The 15,020-nt window shown below is 70.0% G+C and carries 13 protein-coding genes and 1 pseudogene; 5 read left to right on the top strand and 9 right to left on the bottom strand.

The features are described 5' to 3' along the window. Positions 1-28 precede the first annotated feature (28 nt). From NR111_RS07965 to infC, 7 genes and pseudogenes are all read right to left on the bottom strand, one after another. Positions 29-1,192, bottom strand: coding sequence for an ImmA/IrrE family metallo-endopeptidase (locus tag NR111_RS07965; RefSeq protein ID WP_206474130.1), 1,164 nt, complete (start codon positions 1,190-1,192; stop codon positions 29-31). Beyond that, a complete protein-coding gene (locus tag NR111_RS07960; RefSeq protein WP_256820489.1) occupies positions 1,179-1,907 on the bottom strand; it encodes a hypothetical protein in 729 nt (242 codons plus the stop codon). The genes NR111_RS07965 and NR111_RS07960 overlap by 14 nt, the downstream gene beginning before the upstream one ends. Before the next feature lie 121 nt (positions 1,908-2,028). Further along, positions 2,029-3,213, bottom strand: a pseudogene (locus NR111_RS07955) (ATP-binding cassette domain-containing protein); the annotation flags it as partial. After that, on the bottom strand, positions 3,210-4,073 hold the full coding sequence (locus NR111_RS07950) for an RNA methyltransferase (protein WP_256820488.1): 864 nt from the start codon (positions 4,071-4,073) through the stop codon (positions 3,210-3,212). The pseudogene NR111_RS07955 and the gene NR111_RS07950, both read right to left, overlap by 4 nt. A gap of 10 nt (positions 4,074-4,083) precedes the next feature. Continuing rightward, a complete protein-coding gene (rplT, locus tag NR111_RS07945; RefSeq protein ID WP_007630820.1) occupies positions 4,084-4,464 on the bottom strand; it encodes a 50S ribosomal protein L20 in 381 nt (126 codons plus the stop codon). Positions 4,465-4,533: 69 nt separating this feature from the next. Continuing rightward, complete coding sequence (gene rpmI / locus NR111_RS07940) at positions 4,534-4,728, bottom strand: 50S ribosomal protein L35 (RefSeq protein WP_007630819.1); 195 nt, start codon at positions 4,726-4,728, stop codon at positions 4,534-4,536. A 92-nt stretch (positions 4,729-4,820) separates the two neighbouring features. Further along, positions 4,821-5,405, bottom strand: coding sequence for a translation initiation factor IF-3 (infC, locus tag NR111_RS07935; RefSeq protein ID WP_082923789.1), 585 nt, complete (start codon positions 5,403-5,405; stop codon positions 4,821-4,823). A gap of 353 nt (positions 5,406-5,758) precedes the next feature. Here infC and NR111_RS07930 point away from each other — a divergent pair, with 353 nt between their 5' ends. After that, entirely contained in the window at positions 5,759-6,160 is a 402-nt protein-coding gene (locus tag NR111_RS07930; RefSeq protein ID WP_067714127.1) for a DUF1844 domain-containing protein, read from the top strand. A 119-nt stretch (positions 6,161-6,279) separates the two neighbouring features. Here NR111_RS07930 and uvrA read toward each other — a convergent pair whose 3' ends face one another. Next, positions 6,280-9,360, bottom strand: coding sequence for an excinuclease ABC subunit UvrA (uvrA, locus tag NR111_RS07925; protein ID WP_206474132.1), 3,081 nt, complete (start codon positions 9,358-9,360; stop codon positions 6,280-6,282). Between the two features lie 148 nt (positions 9,361-9,508). Between uvrA and NR111_RS07920 the strand changes: the two genes are divergently transcribed. From NR111_RS07920 to NR111_RS07905, 4 genes are all read left to right on the top strand, one after another. Further along, on the top strand, positions 9,509-10,210 hold the full coding sequence (locus NR111_RS07920) for an MBL fold metallo-hydrolase (RefSeq protein ID WP_067714044.1): 702 nt from the start codon (positions 9,509-9,511) through the stop codon (positions 10,208-10,210). Positions 10,211-10,405: 195 nt separating this feature from the next. Further along, the gene (locus NR111_RS07915) at positions 10,406-11,485 is read left to right on the top strand and encodes a DoxX family protein (RefSeq protein ID WP_067714039.1); all 1,080 of its coding nucleotides are present in this window, start codon (positions 10,406-10,408) and stop codon (positions 11,483-11,485) included. Between the two features lie 169 nt (positions 11,486-11,654). After that, positions 11,655-14,051: an ATP-binding domain-containing protein gene (locus NR111_RS07910; protein ID WP_067714036.1), complete on the top strand. Its 2,397-nt coding sequence runs from the start codon at positions 11,655-11,657 to the stop codon at positions 14,049-14,051. Then, positions 14,048-14,467 (top strand): DUF732 domain-containing protein, encoded by a 420-nt coding sequence (locus NR111_RS07905; RefSeq protein ID WP_253701899.1) that lies wholly within the window; start codon positions 14,048-14,050, stop codon positions 14,465-14,467. Before NR111_RS07910 ends, NR111_RS07905 begins: the two co-directional genes overlap by 4 nt. A gap of 39 nt (positions 14,468-14,506) precedes the next feature. Here the strand turns inward: NR111_RS07905 and NR111_RS07900 are convergent, their stop codons facing one another. Beyond that, positions 14,507-14,956, bottom strand: coding sequence for a universal stress protein (locus NR111_RS07900; RefSeq protein ID WP_067714034.1), 450 nt, complete (start codon positions 14,954-14,956; stop codon positions 14,507-14,509). Positions 14,957-15,020 lie beyond the last annotated feature (64 nt).

The raw sequence follows: 15,020 nt of genomic DNA, 5'->3' as shown, positions 1-15,020 counted from the left end.
CCTCGACCTCGACGACACCATTCCAGCCCTATTCGGGTGAGGGATCGGTGACCAGCTTCAATGTCGGCCTGGGATCGTCGACACCCAGGACTTCGCGCACACGTGCCGGGTGCCATCGCAGCTCGCGGGCGAGGTCTATCTGCGCGAAGCCGATTTGATCGGCAAGCCGGGCAGCCTCGGCCAACATCGACGGCACCTCACCCGGATATGCGTTCACCGGCTCGGGCGCGTCCAGTGAGGAGCTGCGCAGCTGGTTCAGCTTCTGGTAGCCCCGACGGATCGAAGCGTCGGAGACCGTACCGGTCTCCTTCATCCGTAGCAGCAGCGAATCCACCGACACACCCCAATGCCGCGAGAGCTCATCGAGCCGCGAAAGGTTCACGGTCCGCGGCAGCAAGTTCACAATCTGGGAACGTGGAGTCAGGAACTCAGCAGCGAATTGATCGGCTTCTCGCTCCTGCTGCTGGTCACCTGGAACGGCCTCGCCGTGCAGGAGCAGGTGCCCCAGCTCGTGGGCGACCGTGAACCGATAGACGAACACCGACTTCGCACGCTCGGGCGTCACCACGATGACCGGGCGAGCCAAGCGAGACGTCGAGAACGCGCCGACTCGGGCTACGTCGGCGTTCGCCAACGTCAGCAGGCTCACGACGATCCCGTGCGATTCCGTCAGCGCGACCAGATGCTTGACCGGCTTCACGCCCAGGCCCCAATGCTCGCGAAGCGCCTGCGCCGCGGAAGCGGGATCCGCTTGCTGCCGATCCACCACCGGCAAGTCGACATCTGGGAACCGGACCTTCTTCTCTAGCGCGAACGTCAGCTCCCAGACCTGTTCAATGAATGCAATCGCCTTGGATCGATCCCGCGCGGTGGTCGAGCGCAGGCTCCGGAAATGCGCCTCCGAGCCGTCGACGCGGCCGATCGGTCGACCCGTGGCGAAGTAGTCCACCGGAACATCGAGCTCGCGCGCAAGCACCGGCAGCAGGTCGCGGCGCGGCGTTACCACTCGCGACTCGTACTGGCCGATCGCCGCAGGCGTGACTCCGACTAGCTCGGCGAGCTTCGCCTTCGACAAGCCGGCCGCGAAACGCGCCTGGGTCAGACGAGCTGGGTCGAACGCGTCAGCGACGGCGTCGAGATCGGGACGGTCGGCTGTTCCAAGAAGAGAGAAGAGGGTGTCACTGTCGTCCATCAGCCTCTCCGTCCGCCTCGTCGCCCTTCACCCCCAGATCCGGGCGCGGGATCGGCCCGTCGGAGAACGACTCGTCCGTCAGGTCCACATCCACCAGGGAGCCCGCGCCTACTTCGAGCAGCGATTCCATCGACGCGAAGGTGAGGTAGCCGTCGCTTCCCAACGTCGCCTCACCCCAGTCGACGCTGTGGAGCGCGAACGGGTTGCTCGCATACGGGACGACGACCACGCGGGAGTGGGTCGACAGCGCCTCCTCGAGCGCCTTGCTCTCGGCGTCGACCAGCTCCCGCTCTTCCTCGGTCAACTCGGGGTGCTCGAACTCGATGTCCAGACGCTGCTGGGTCGATTCGCGCTCCTCACCGAACAGCGAGACCCGCGTGTCCGAGACGGCGAACGGGCGCGAGCCGATGTCCGTGGACCGCTCCCGCGCGAACCGCCACGGGAACAGGATCACCCCGTTGAACGCGACCAGTTTGTATCCCCGGCGCGGAACGATCTCAGCCGAGGGCAGGCGCCCAAGCACCGTCACGAACTCGTCCAAACACTTCCGCCAGATCTGGCCATACACGCCGGTGTGCTTCATCTCGGCCTCGGCCTGCGCGTTCGCCATCTTCTCGTGGCAGTCGCGGATGATGGACGAGATCTGCTCTCGCACCAGTACGCCGTCGGCTCCCAGCGTTCGCAGCGCCCACGCGCGCCCCTCGTCGATCGCCACAGTGGGCTCCCTTCATCCGGATACCCCGAACGTAGCATATCGCTTTAGTTTTCGACGCCAATCGCTCACACGGAGCTGTCGCGTGTCGCCGACGCGGGGTCCATCGGGGTCAGAGATGCCATGTGGTATTGCCCGAGCCGTTGGAGCCGCTGATGAGGATCCGGTCCCCGGCATCGATCTGCAGGGTCACCGGGCCGAGGACGAAGTCGCCGCGGCGCACGACGGCCTCGGCGAGCACGGCCACCACGGAACCGGAGCGGGGCGCCGTCGCGATCTCCATCTGGAGCTCCCACTCCTTGCGCGGTTCGGCGACCACCTCGAGGCGTTCCATCGCCCGCTCGGACTGGGAGATCTTGGCGGCCTGCTTCTCGGAGCGCTGGCCCGCCCGGTTCCGGATGTGCTTGTCGCGCTCCGCGTCCTTTCCGCCGGTCTTGCGCATCGTGTTGCGCACGCCCTTGTCCAGCCAGGATTTCTGTGTCTGCACGCGGTCCTTCAGCTGATCGACCCGGCCCGCGTACTCCTCGTAGGCGTCGCGGGCCCATTGCCGTGCCAGCGCCCGTTCGGCGAGGTATGCCTCGTAGCCGCCGTCGAAGACGGCGATCTGCTGCTGGGCCGAGTCCAGTTCGACGATGCCGGTGACGCACCTGGCCAGGAACTCGCGGTCGTGGCTGACCACCACCATCGGGCGCCGTTCGGCCTGCATGAACTCCTCGAGGACGGCCAACCCCGCCAGGTCGAGGTCGTTGGTGGGCTCGTCCAGCAGCAGGATGTCGTACTGGCTGAGCAGCACGGCGCCGAGGTTCACGCGGGCGGCCTGCCCTCCCGACAGCGCCGACATCGGCAGGTCCGGGACCGTGTCGTCGAGCCCCAGCCGGGCTGCGGTGACGGGGATCCGCTCGTCGAGGTCGCCACCGCCGAGCGCCAACCAGCGCTCCAGGGCGTCCCCGTAGGCGTCCGCGGCGGAGTCGGAGTCCGCCATCTGCTCCGCCAGCGCGTTCATCCGCGCGAGCGCGTCCGCGACGCCGGTGACGCGGTGCAGGAAGTCGCGAACCACCTCGTCGTCGTCGCGCTCCACCTCCTGTCGGAGGAGCCCGACTGTGGCGTCCGGCGGGCTGAGGGTGAGCTGCCCGGTCATCTCGGCGACGGGGTCGCCGGCCAGCGCGTGGAGGAGGGTGGATTTTCCGGCGCCGTTGGGTCCGGTGAGGCCCCAGACGTCTCCGGGTGCGACGACGAGGTCGAGCCCGTCGAACAGGGTCCGCGCCCCGCGGGTGGCGCCGAATCCGCGGGCGGTGAGGGTCGCGGTCACGATCCCGCCAGCAGCCGGGCGCTCGTGTGGAGGCAGATGGAGGCGGCGGTGACGATGTTCAGGCTCTCGGCCCTTCCACGGATGGGGATGCGGACGCGGAGATCCGCGCGCGCGGCGAGGTGCTCGGGCACCCCGTGGGCCTCGTTGCCGAAGATCCACGCGGTCGGCTCGGCGAGGACGTCATCCGCTCGCTCGACGTCCACCTCTCCGTGGGCGTCGGCGACCGCCACCTGCAGGCCCGCCCGGTGCGCCCGGTCGATCAGGTGGTCCTCGGCGATCCCCCGCACGACGGGGAGATGGAACAGGCTGCCGGCGGACGCCCGGACCGCCTTGGGATTCTCCGGGTCGGCCGCGCCCTCGGTGAGCCAGACCGCGTCGGCCCCGAGCGCGTCCGCGACGCGGACCAGGGTGCCGACGTTGCCGGGTTCGGACAGCGCCTGGCCGACGGCGACCAACCGGGGCTGCGGTTCGGTCCCGGCCGCGGGCCCGTCGGCGACGGGATCCCCGGTCGCCGTGCGCGCCACGGCGCGGCACAGCGCGACGATGCCCGTGGGGGTGACCGTGTCCGAGAGTCCCTTCAGGGCCCGGTCGGTCGCCACGGACACCGGGATCCCGGCGGAACGGGCTGCGTCGACCAGGCCGGCGAACCGGTCGAGTGCGTCGGCGGTGCAGAAGATCTCGACCGCGACGCCGGTGGCCACCGCCGCCTCGACCGAGTTGGTCCCCTCGGCGAGGAACCGGCCGGCCTTACGCCTGGCGGCGGCGCGGTGGAGCTTGGATGCGGAAACGACCCGCGGGGTCCGTTCGGTGAACGGATCCGCGGGTCGTCCCGTGCCCTGTTCGGGCGGAGTGTTCGTCAATTCGCGGGTGTCAGGCAGCCGGAGCGTTGACGTCGGCCGGCAGCGCCTTGCGCGCGACCTCGACCAGCGCCGTGAAGGCGGCCGGGTCGGTGACGGCGAGGTCCGCGAGGACCTTGCGGTCGACCTCGACGCCGGCGAGCTTGAGGCCCTGGACGAAGCGGTTGTACGTCATGTCGTTGGCGCGGGCCGCGGCGTTGATGCGGGAGATCCACAGCTTGCGGAAGTCGCCCTTGCGCGCACGACGATCGCGGTAGCTGTAGGTCATCGAGTGGAGCATCTGCTCCTTGGCCTTGCGGTACAGCCGCGAGCGCTGTCCGCGGTAGCCCTTGGTGGACTCGAGTACGGTCCGACGCTTCTTCTGGGCGTTGACTGCCCTCTTCACGCGTGCCACTGATCAATCCTCACTGGTTTGGGTCGGTCGCTCGTGGGCGACCGGAAGTCTCTTCGGTGGTGGGAGGGCTCAGAGCCCGAGAAGCCGCTTGATGCGGGGGACGTCGGCCGGGGCGACATCCGTACGGCCGTCGAGGCGACGGGTGCGCTTGGTGGGCTTCTTCTCCATGATGTGGCGACGGTTGGCCTGCTGGCGGACCAGCTTGCCGGTTCCGGTCTTCCGGAAGCGCTTGGCGGTGCCCTTGTGGGTCTTCATCTTCGGCATGATCGGTCTTCCTCACATGGTTCGTCCCGGAAGGCCCGGTGGGACCTCGGGTGTGCGGACGTCGGGCGTCCGTGGTCTGGGCGGCGGAGGGCCTATTCGGAAGCGGGGTCCGTGACCTTGGACTCCTGCGCCTTGGCGCGGGTCTTGGCGCCCTTGTGGGGGGCGACGACCATGGTCATGTTGCGGCCGTCCTGCTTGGCGCTGGTCTCCACGTATCCGTACTCGGTGATGTCGTCCGCCAGGCGCTGGAGCAGACGGAAGCCCAGCTCGGGGCGGGACTGCTCACGTCCGCGGAACATGATCGTGACCTTGACCTTCGAGCCCTTCTCCAGGAAACGGACGACGTTCCCCTTCTTGGTCTCGTAGTCGTGGGTATCGATCTTCGGACGGAGCTTCTGCTCCTTGACCACGGTCTGCTGCTGGTTCTTCCGCGACTCGCGCTCTTTCTGCGCCGCCTCGTACTTGAACTTTCCGTAGTCCATGATCTTGCAGACCGGCGGGCGCGCGGTGGGCGCGACCTCGACGAGGTCCAGATCGGCCTCCAGGGCCAGACGAAGTGCATCCTCGACGCGAACGATCCCCACCTGCTCGCCCCCGGGGCCGACGAGTCGGACTTCGGGGACACGGATTCGTTCGTTGATACGTGCTTCGGCGCTGATGGGCCCTCCTCGGTAGATGGTGCTCTGTCGCGACCACTGGCGCGGTCGCGCATCCGCCCTCGAGGGACCCCGGGCCACACCGGGTACGCCGGTGAAACCGAGAAGGCCCCACGGCAGGGATGCCGGGGGCCTCTCACTCCTCACCCGTCGACGACGAGACTTCCGCGGTCGCTCGCGGCCCCTCGTCGGGGTGGTGACCATCAAACTGCCTTCCGGCGTCGGATGGTGGGAGATCGGGCTCCTCTTGGACGATGGAACCCACTACGTAGCGGGTTCCCACAGTCGGGAGTTGACTGTACCAGTCGTCGGCGTTGCCCCCAAACCGGTGGCTGGCGACACGATATCGACCGGTCCGTGGGACAGTGTTCGGCATGACCACCGACCAGCCCGCCTCCACCGACCAGGCCGCCGCCGAGAACCTGCTCGAGGGGCACCTCGACGCCCGCGAGGTCGAGGTCGTCGATCTGGCGGACGTCGCCGCACAGGAGATCATCTTCCGTTCGATCGTCGTCCTCATGAGTGCCGCTGCTGAGAAACTGGGGCTCTCCGACGACGACCCCTCCGCCAGCCCGCGACTGGATCTCGACGAGTCCCGCAAGCTCATCACGGCCCTCGCCGGCCTGGTGGCCGGGTCGGCCGAACACCTGGGGCCGCAGGCCCGGGTCGTCAAGGACGGTCTACAGGGGCTGCAGCGCGCGTTCCGCGAGGCCAGCGCGTACCCCGATGAGCCCGGCGAGGGCCCCGGCGAGAAGTTCACCGGCCCGGTCTACTGACCGCGCCGCGCTGACCGCGCCGCGCTGACCGCGCCGCGCTGACCGCGCCGCCCACTGACCGCGCCGCGCTGACCCGACGGGCCCCGGTCCGGGGCCATCCGTCCCGGACCGGGAAGCCGTCAGCGTAGGGCGCGCGCCTTACGTGCTGCCTTCGCAGCGGTCTTCTTGGCCGTCGCGGACGCCGCTGACCCCGCCTCGGCGGTCTTCTCGGCCTGCTTCTTCGAGGACTGGTTCGTCGTGGTGACAGCCTTCTTCGTCGGTGACTTCCTCGCCGACGCCTTCTTCCCCGTCGTCTGCTCGGTGACCACGCACTCCCTCGCGTCCTCGTCCTCCCCGTCGGCCACCCCGGGGAGCACTTCGGCAAGGAAACGGCCGGTGTGGCTCCCGGGTACGGTCGCCACCTGCTCCGGGGTGCCTTCGGCCACGACCGAGCCGCCCCCGGCACCGCCCTCGGGCCCCATGTCGATGACCCAGTCGGCGCTCTTGATCACGTCGAGGTTGTGCTCGATCACGATCACCGTATTGCCCTTGTCGACCAGCCCCTGGATCACCAACAGCAGTTTGGTGATGTCTTCGAAATGCAGGCCGGTGGTCGGCTCGTCGAGGATGTACACCGTCCGTCCGCTCGACCGCTTCTGCAGTTCGGCAGCCAGTTTGACGCGCTGGGCCTCACCACCCGAGAGCGTGGGGGCGGGTTGACCCAACCGCACGTATCCGAGCCCCACCTCGGTGAGGGTCTTGAGGTAGCGATGGATCGAGGTGATCGGCTCGAAGAACTCGCACGCCTCCTCGATGGGCATGTCCAGCACCTCGGCGATGGTCTTGCCCTTGTAGTGCACCTCCAGGGTCTCGCGGTTGTACCGCGCCCCGTGGCACACCTCGCACGGCACGTAGACGTCCGGCAGGAAGTTCATCTCGATCTTCAACGTCCCGTCACCTTGGCAGGCCTCGCAGCGCCCACCCTTGACGTTGAACGAGAACCGGCCCTGCTTGTACCCGCGGACCTTGGCCTCGGTGGTGGCGGCGAAGAGGGTGCGGATCTTGTCGAACACGCCGGTGTAGGTGGCGGGGTTGGAGCGCGGGGTACGACCGATCGGCGACTGGTCCACCTGGACGAGCTTGTCGAACCCGTCCACGCCGTCGATCCGGGAGTGCCGGCCGGGCACCTGCCGGGCCCGGTTGAGCTGATTGGCCAGCGAGGTCGCGAGGATGTCGTTGACCAGGGTGGACTTGCCCGAGCCGGAGACGCCGGTGACCGCGCACAGCACGCCGCCGGGGAAGACCACGTCGACGTTCTTGAGGTTGTTCTCCCGGGCGCCCTTCACGTGCAGACGCTTGTCGGGGCTCGGCGCGCGCCGCTTGTCCGGGATGGCGATCTGACGACGCCCGGCGAGGTAGTCGCCGGTCAGCGATTCGGAGTTGGCCAACAACCCCTTGTAGTCGCCCGAGTGCACGACCCGGCCCCCGTGCTCACCGGCGAGCGGCCCGATGTCGACGATCCAGTCCGCCGAACGGATGGTGTCCTCGTCGTGCTCCACCACCAGCAACGTGTTACCGAGGTCGCGCAGCCGGACGAGGGTGTCGATCAGTCGCCGGTTGTCCCGCTGGTGCAGACCGATGGACGGTTCGTCCAGGACGTAGAGGACGCCCGCGAGACCGGATCCGATCTGCGTGGCCAGGCGGATTCGCTGGGCCTCGCCACCGGACAGGCTGCCGGCGACGCGGTCGAGCGACAGGTAGTCCAGCCCCACGTCGAGCAGGAAGCCCATCCGTGCCTGGATCTCCTTGAGGACACGACCGGCGATCATCGCCTGGCGTGAGTCGAGTTCGAGCCCGTCCAGGAACGCAGCACAGTCCTCCACGGACATGCGGCTGATGTCGGCGATCGAACGCTCCGTGCCCCCGGGGCCGGCGAGAGTGACGGCGAGGATCTCGGGCTTGAGCCTCGTGCCGTCGCATCCCGGGCACGGCACCTCGCGCATGTAACCCTGGTAGCGCTCCTTCTGCGACTCCGATTCGGTCTGGTCCAGGCGACGCTTGAGGAACGACATCACGCCCTCGAACTTGGCGTCGTAGGTCCGGACGCGGCCGAACCGGTTGCGGTACTGCACCCGGACCTTGGTGGGGGCGCCGCCCATCACGGCCTTGCGCACCTTCGCGGGCAGGTCCTGCCACGGGGTTCGGAGGTCGAAGCCCATGTCCCCGGCCAGGCCGGTCAGCAACTGCTGGAAGTAGTCGGCGCTCTGGCCACCCGACCATGGTGCGATCGCGCCGTCGGCGAGCGACCGCTCGGGGTCGGGAACGACCAGGTCCGGATCCACCTCGAGGTGGGAGCCGAGACCGTCGCACACGGGGCAGGCCCCGTAGGGGTTGTTGAACGAGAACGCGCGGGGCTCCATGTCGTCCAGCGCGATCGGGTGTCCGTTCGGGCAGGCCATGTGCTCGGAGAACCTGCGGTGCCGGGCGGGGTCGGAGTCGTCGAGGTCGACGTACTCGATCACGATCACGCCGTCCGCCAGCCCCAGAGCGGTCTCCACGGAGTCGGTGAGCCGCTGCCGTGAGGACGGCTTTGCCGCCAGTCGGTCCACGACCACCTCGATATCGTGCTTCTCCTGCTTCTTCAGGACGGGCGGCTCGGCGAGCGTGTGCAGCTCGCCGTCCACCCGCACACGGCTGTAACCGTCGGCGGCGAGCTGGGCGAAGAGGTCGACGAACTCGCCCTTGCGTGTCCGGACGACGGGGGCGAGCACCTGGAACCGGGCACCCTCCTCGCCCTCCAGGATCTGGTCGACGATCTGCTGCGGGGTCTGACGGGATATCACCTCCCCGCAGGTGGGACAGTGCGGAACCCCGGCGCGGGCGTAGAGCAGGCGCAGATAGTCGTGCACCTCGGTGATCGTGCCGACGGTCGAGCGGGGATTACGGTTGGTCGACTTCTGGTCGATCGACACGGCCGGGGACAGCCCCTCGATGAAGTCGACGTCCGGCTTGTCCATCTGCCCGAGGAACATCCGGGCATAGGAGGACAGCGACTCGACGTAGCGGCGCTGGCCCTCGGCGAAGATGGTGTCGAACGCCAGCGAGGACTTGCCGGACCCTGACAGTCCGGTGAACACGATCAGCGAGTCGCGGGGGACGTCGATATCCACGCCCTTGAGGTTGTGCTCCCGTGCGCCGCGGACGACCAGACGGTCCACCATGGGTTCTCCTTCCGAGTCGGGAGGCCGCCACGTCTCCGTGGCGAAAGCCGCACCTGCCGCATGGCTGCCGTTCCCGCAGACGAAGGTACCAACGTAGTACGACACGCTTCCGGCCACCGACCGCGCCCGACGTCGGTAGCCTGCCGTTATGTCGAATCCCACCGAGTCACTACCCGACCGCATCACCCTCACCGAGGGCTACTCCGGCCGCACGGGCGGCCGACTGACCGGCGAGCGCTGGACCGTGGGCCCCGCACGGCTGACCAAGATCTCGGTCGGCGAGATGGACAACAACGTCTACGTGATCGAGTCGACCGAGACGGGCGAGGTACTGCTCGTCGACGCGGCCAACGACGCGCCGCAACTAATTTCCCATCTACGGGACCGCGCACCCGGGGTCACGGAGGTGCTCACCACGCACCTCCACGCCGACCACTGGATCGGTCTCGCCGAGACCGTCGCTGCCCTCGGCCTGACCACCATCGCCTCCCCCGGCGACGCCGGGGGCATCGACGTGCCCACCGACCGCCATGTCGCGCACGGCGACGAGCTCGTGGTCGGCGACCTCCGGTTGGAGGTGATCGGCCTGCGGGGTCACACTCCGGACGGCGTCGCACTCGTGCTGCGCACCGACGCGGGCACCCACCTGTTCTCCGGGGACTCCCTCTTCCCGGGCGGGCCCGGGAAGACGGGCTCGGCAGCCGAGTTCGCCTCGCTGATGGACGACCTCGAGGCGCGGGTCTTCGACGTCCTCGATGACGACGTCGCGGTCCATCCCGGACACGGGGACGACACCACCATCGGTGCCGAGCGACCGCATCTGGGCGAGTGGCGGGAGCGCGGGTGGTGACGGCGACGGGGACCCTGTGCCCATCGCCCGGCGTGCCGACACCCAATCGTTATCAAACCGCCTCGGTGTGCGATCACCGCAGCACACTCCCCCGGTGACGGTCCGTCCACCGGCCGCCCCGTCTCGCGACCGGAGGCGCCCTCACCGGGTTCGGACTAGGTTCGACCACGCACTCCCACCTATTCAGGAGGAACGATGATCCGACGACTCGCACGACCCATGCTCGCCACGGTGTTCGTCATCGACGGCGTTGAGACGCTTCGCAATCCGCAGGCCCATGTCGCGGACGCGGCGCCGCTCGTCGACAAGGCCACCCCGCTGGTGGAGAAGGGCGAGCAGGCGGTGAACGAGGCGGTCTCCGCGTCGGTGCCGCCCGTCCCCAAGGACACCGAGACGCTCGTCAGGGCGCTCGCCGGGGTCAAGATCGGCGCGGGCGTCCTGTTCGCGCTGGGCAAGGCCCCCCGCCTGTCGGCGCTCGCGCTCACCGCCGCCCACGTGCCCTCGACCGTCAGCCGCCACGCGTTCTGGATGGAGTCCGACAAGGACGCCCGCAGTCGCAAGACCACCGGTCTGGCGACCGACGTGGCGCTCCTCGGCGGGCTCATCCTCGCCTCGGTCGACACCGCCGGACAGCCCGGGGTGGCCTGGCGCGCCCGGAAGGCCGGCGACAAGGTGGCCGCGAAACTGCCCGGGGCGAAGGCCGAGTCGGCGGCGGCCGGTGCGGCGCTCGCCGGTGTCGCACACACCGTGGCCGATCAGGCGCGTGGCGCGGCGGACGTCGTGCGCGACAAGGCTCCCGAGGTGGCCGACACCGTGCGGGCGAAGGCCCCGGAGGTCGCCGATCAGGTGCGTGACCAGGCGTCCGGCTTTGCCGGGGTCGTGCGTGACACCGCTCCGGTGGTCGCCGCTCGCGTGCGGGATCGCGCGGCCACCGCCCGGGAGCAGGCCGCCCCGATCGCCGCCCAGGTCCGCGAGCAGGCGGGCGCCGTGGCCCACGCAGCGGCCGACGAGGCCCGGCCCTACACCGCGCAGGTCCGCGACCAGGCCGGTGTCGCCACCCGACTCGCCGCGGTCCGGGCCGAGGAGGCCCGCAAGGCCGCGCAGGCCAAGAAGAAGGACGCGCAGAAGGACGCCCGCAAGAAGGCGGCCCGCGCCGGCAAGGACGCCAGGAAGAAGTCCGCCCGGTTCGAGAAGGAGGCCGGCAAGAAGGCCTCCGAGGCCAAGAAGATGACGGACGAGGTCCGCGCGAAGGCCGCCGACGTCATCCGTCCCTGACGACCGGGGCGGGCCACCGCCCCCGGACTACCGCCGGCGGCCACACCGCCTCCCGACGACCCCGCCCCCACCCGGGCGGGGTCGTCGGGAGGCGGTGTGGCCGCCGGCGGTTCCCGGTAGCCTGGTCATCCTGCCCGAACCGACCACGCAGACCCCGGAAGGAGCGCCCGTGACGGGACACGACGCCGTCGACGAGGAACAACGTCACCTCGGCCGCCTCCTCGATCGCCTCGAGGAGTTGCGGGCGGACACGCGTGCGCGCCTGGACGCCGTCCTGCGCGGGTCGGGCGGCACCCCGCAGGCGCGGTCGGAACGGGAGTCGTTCGCCCGGCTCTACACCTCCGAGCTCGCGGCGTTCAGCGCCGCCAATCTGGGCCTGTACTTCGGCCGGTTGGACATGGGGGACGGCGAGGTACGTCGGATCGGGCGCGTGGGTCTCCGCGACGACGACGACGACCTCACGACGCTGCTCCTCGACTGGCGCGCCGACCACAGCCGACCCTTCTACCTGGCGACGACCGCCCGGCCGGAGGGCGCTCACCGGCGCCGTCACCTGCGGACGATCGGTCGCCGGGTGATCGGGATCCACGACGAGTACCTCACGGCTCCGGAAGACGGTGAGCTCCCCGAGGACCACGACGACGTGGTGGGCGAGTCCGCCCTGCTCGAGGCGCTGGACACCGCCCGTTCCGCCCACATGACGGATATCGTGGCCACCATCCAGCGGGAGCAGGACGAGATCATCCGGAACCCGCACTCCGGCGTCCTGGTGGTCCAGGGCGGCCCGGGTACCGGAAAGACCGCCGTGGCGCTGCACCGCGCCGCCTACCTCCTCTACACGCACCGGCAGCGGTTGGACCGCAGCGGTGTGCTCATCGTCGGACCCAATGCGCGGTTCCTCGACTACATCGCGCGCGTGCTGCCGTCCCTCGGCGAGTCGGGGGTGGTCCTGCGGACGCTCGCCGATCTCTATCCGGGCGTCCGGGCGACCGGACCGGAGACACTGCGCGGCGAGGAGGTCAAGGGCTCCGGCGAGATGGTGGGGATCCTCAAGGCCGCGGTGCGGGCCCGCCAGCTCGCCCCGGAGGCCGACGTCGTGGTGCGGGTGGAGGGACACGATCTGACACTGACCCCGGCGACGGTGCGGGCGGCGAGGGGGCGCGGACGGATGACCCGGCGACCCCACAACCAGTCCCGCGACGCGTTCGCGACGCGGATCATCGACGCCCTCACCGAGCAGTACGTCTCCGCGCTCACCGACCCGGTCGGGCGGGCGGAGGACGAGGCGTGGTCACCGGAGGGCGACGGTGTCGGCGACCTCGGCGACGCCGCCCGCCCCCTGTTGGACGCGGATGACCGCGCGGAACTCCGCCGGGAGGTCGAGGCCTCCCGCGAGGTCGCCGAGGCGATCGACGGGTGGTGGCCGGTGCTACGGCCCGAGCAACTCCTCGCCGACCTGCTGTCGAGCCGCGACCGGATCGCCGAGGCGGCGGGTGACTACGTCGCGGAGGACCAGGATGCGCTCTTCCGGGAGAACGGTGCCGCGTTCTCGGTGGCGGATGTACCGCTGCTGGACGAGCTCGCGGAACTCCTCGGCGAGGACCCGACCGCCGATGGCAGTGAGGCGGACCGCGCGTGGGCGGAGCAGGTCCGACAGGCGGAGGAGGCTCTCGAGATCCTCACGGGTTCGGCCGTGCAGGACATCGAGGACGACCTCGATCCGGAGGTGCTCATGGCCTACGACGTCGTCGACGCCGAGTCCCTGGCACGCCGCCACAGCGAGGACTCCGATCTCACCGTGGCCGACCGGGCCGGCGCGGACCGGACGTGGGCGTTCGGGCACGTGATCGTCGACGAGGCGCAGGAACTGTCCACCATGGCGTGGCGGGTGCTCATGCGCCGCTCCCCCAACCGGTGGATGACGCTTGTCGGTGACGTCGCCCAGACCTCGAGCCCGGCGGGCATCGACTCGTGGGCCGATGCCCTGTCGCCGTATGTGGACGACCGGTGGGTGCTGTCCGAGCTGACCGTGAACTACCGCACCCCGGAGACCATCTCCGCCGTGGCCGAGCTGCTGCTCGCCGAGATCGACCCGGCCGCGTCGTCGCCGCGGACGGTGCGCGCGGGGCGACGGCCGGTCGCGTGGCGCGAGCCGGACGGTCGTTCGGTGGCGCAGGCGGTCGCCGAGGAGGTCGCGGCGGTGCCGTCGGAGCGGGCGGTGGCGGTACTGGTGCCCGACCCCGGCGGCGACGAGGACTCCCGTCGAGACGACGACGACGAACTCGCCGGCGCCGGTTATCCCACGGTCCACGAGGCCGCCGAACTGGCCCGGCCGGGCACGTCGGTGTTGCCGCTGGCGTTGGCCAAGGGGCTGGAGTTCGACGTGGTCGTGGTGGTGGACCCCGAACGCGTCCTGGCGCGCTCGCCCCAGGGGATGCAGGACCTGTACGTCGGCGCCACCCGGGCGACCCAGGAACTCATCCTCGTCCAGCCCGGCGGCTTCGGCCCGCTACTCTCGGGTATACGGGACCGTCTCGACGACAGCGCACAGGAGCTCACCGCATGACCCACACCCGATCCCGCGTGCTGGCGGCCTCGGCCCTCATCGCGGTCGCGGCGGCCGGCGGGTGCGGCACCCGGGCGGAGGCCCCGGTCGACAGCGTGTCCGCCGTCGCCGAGCCCCGACCCGTGACCTCCGCACAGACCGGGGCCCGGGACAGGCCCGAGCCGCGCACCGACGACGAGCAGGAGTTCCTCGCAGAATTGTCCGGATTCGGCCTCCCCACCGAGATGACCGCCGTCACCACCATCGAGGTGGGCGCCGGCATCTGCGGGGGGATCGCCGACGGCGCGGACGACGAGACGATCCTCGAACTAATCCGCCCGCTCACCAGCGCGATCGCGGCCCAGAATCCGGACCTCGACACCGCCGAGGTGGGTCGGGCGATCGTCGATGCGAGCCGGACCCACCTCTGCCACTGATCCCGGCGGCCGCGTGGGACGCCGGGTGAAGCGCGCGGTCTAGGTGGTATGGACGATGAGCACGTCGCAGGTCGCGCGCCGAGCGGCGTCGGCGGGCACGGACCCGAGCAGCCGACCCGTCAGGGAGTTGAGTCCCTTGTTGCCCACCACGAGGAGGTCGGCCCCCATGTCGTCGGCCAGCTTGATGAGCGATTCGACGGGCGCCCCCTTCACGGTGCGCGCCTCGATCTTGGTCGCTCCGGCCTTCTGGGCCCGGTCCTTGGCGCCGCGGACGATGTCCTCCGCAGGATTGTCCCCGCGGATCTGGTAGGCGTCGTCACCGAGCTGATCCGCGGCCTGGCTGACCGAACGCGGATCGGCGGGCACGTAGGCGCAGGCGATCACGAGGTCCGCCGAGGCGTCGGCGGCCAGCTGCGCGGCGCGATCGACGGCACGGTAGGACGACTCGGAACCGTCGGTTCCCACCACCACTCTGGTGTAGGCGCTCATTTGCTTCCTCTCCTCGGGAACACGTTTCACCCAGAGTAGTCCGAGGACGCCGCCGACGGGCGGG

It is taken from the genome of Dietzia sp. Die43 (genome assembly GCF_024519835.1).
Taxonomy (GTDB): domain Bacteria; phylum Actinomycetota; class Actinomycetes; order Mycobacteriales; family Mycobacteriaceae; genus Dietzia; species Dietzia kunjamensis.
This window is presented reverse-complemented; position numbering and strand designations above follow the sequence as displayed.

Bases quoted from the DNA above. Each gene is read 5' to 3' on its own strand.
- NR111_RS07900 (WP_067714034.1), bottom strand. From the start codon at position 14,956: ATGAGCGCCTACACCAGAGTGGTGGTGGGAACCGACGGTTCCGAGTCG.
- NR111_RS07965 (WP_206474130.1), bottom strand. From the start codon at position 1,192: ATGGACGACAGTGACACCCTCTTCTCTCTTCTTGGAACAGCCGACCGT.
- rpmI (WP_007630819.1), bottom strand. From the start codon at position 4,728: ATGCCGAAGATGAAGACCCACAAGGGCACCGCCAAGCGCTTCCGGAAG.
- uvrA (WP_206474132.1), bottom strand. From the start codon at position 9,360: ATGGTGGACCGTCTGGTCGTCCGCGGCGCACGGGAGCACAACCTCAAG.
- NR111_RS07905 (WP_253701899.1), top strand. From the start codon at position 14,048: ATGACCCACACCCGATCCCGCGTGCTGGCGGCCTCGGCCCTCATCGCG.
- NR111_RS07920 (WP_067714044.1), top strand. From the start codon at position 9,509: ATGTCGAATCCCACCGAGTCACTACCCGACCGCATCACCCTCACCGAG.
- NR111_RS07915 (WP_067714039.1), top strand. From the start codon at position 10,406: ATGATCCGACGACTCGCACGACCCATGCTCGCCACGGTGTTCGTCATC.
- NR111_RS07930 (WP_067714127.1), top strand. From the start codon at position 5,759: ATGACCACCGACCAGCCCGCCTCCACCGACCAGGCCGCCGCCGAGAAC.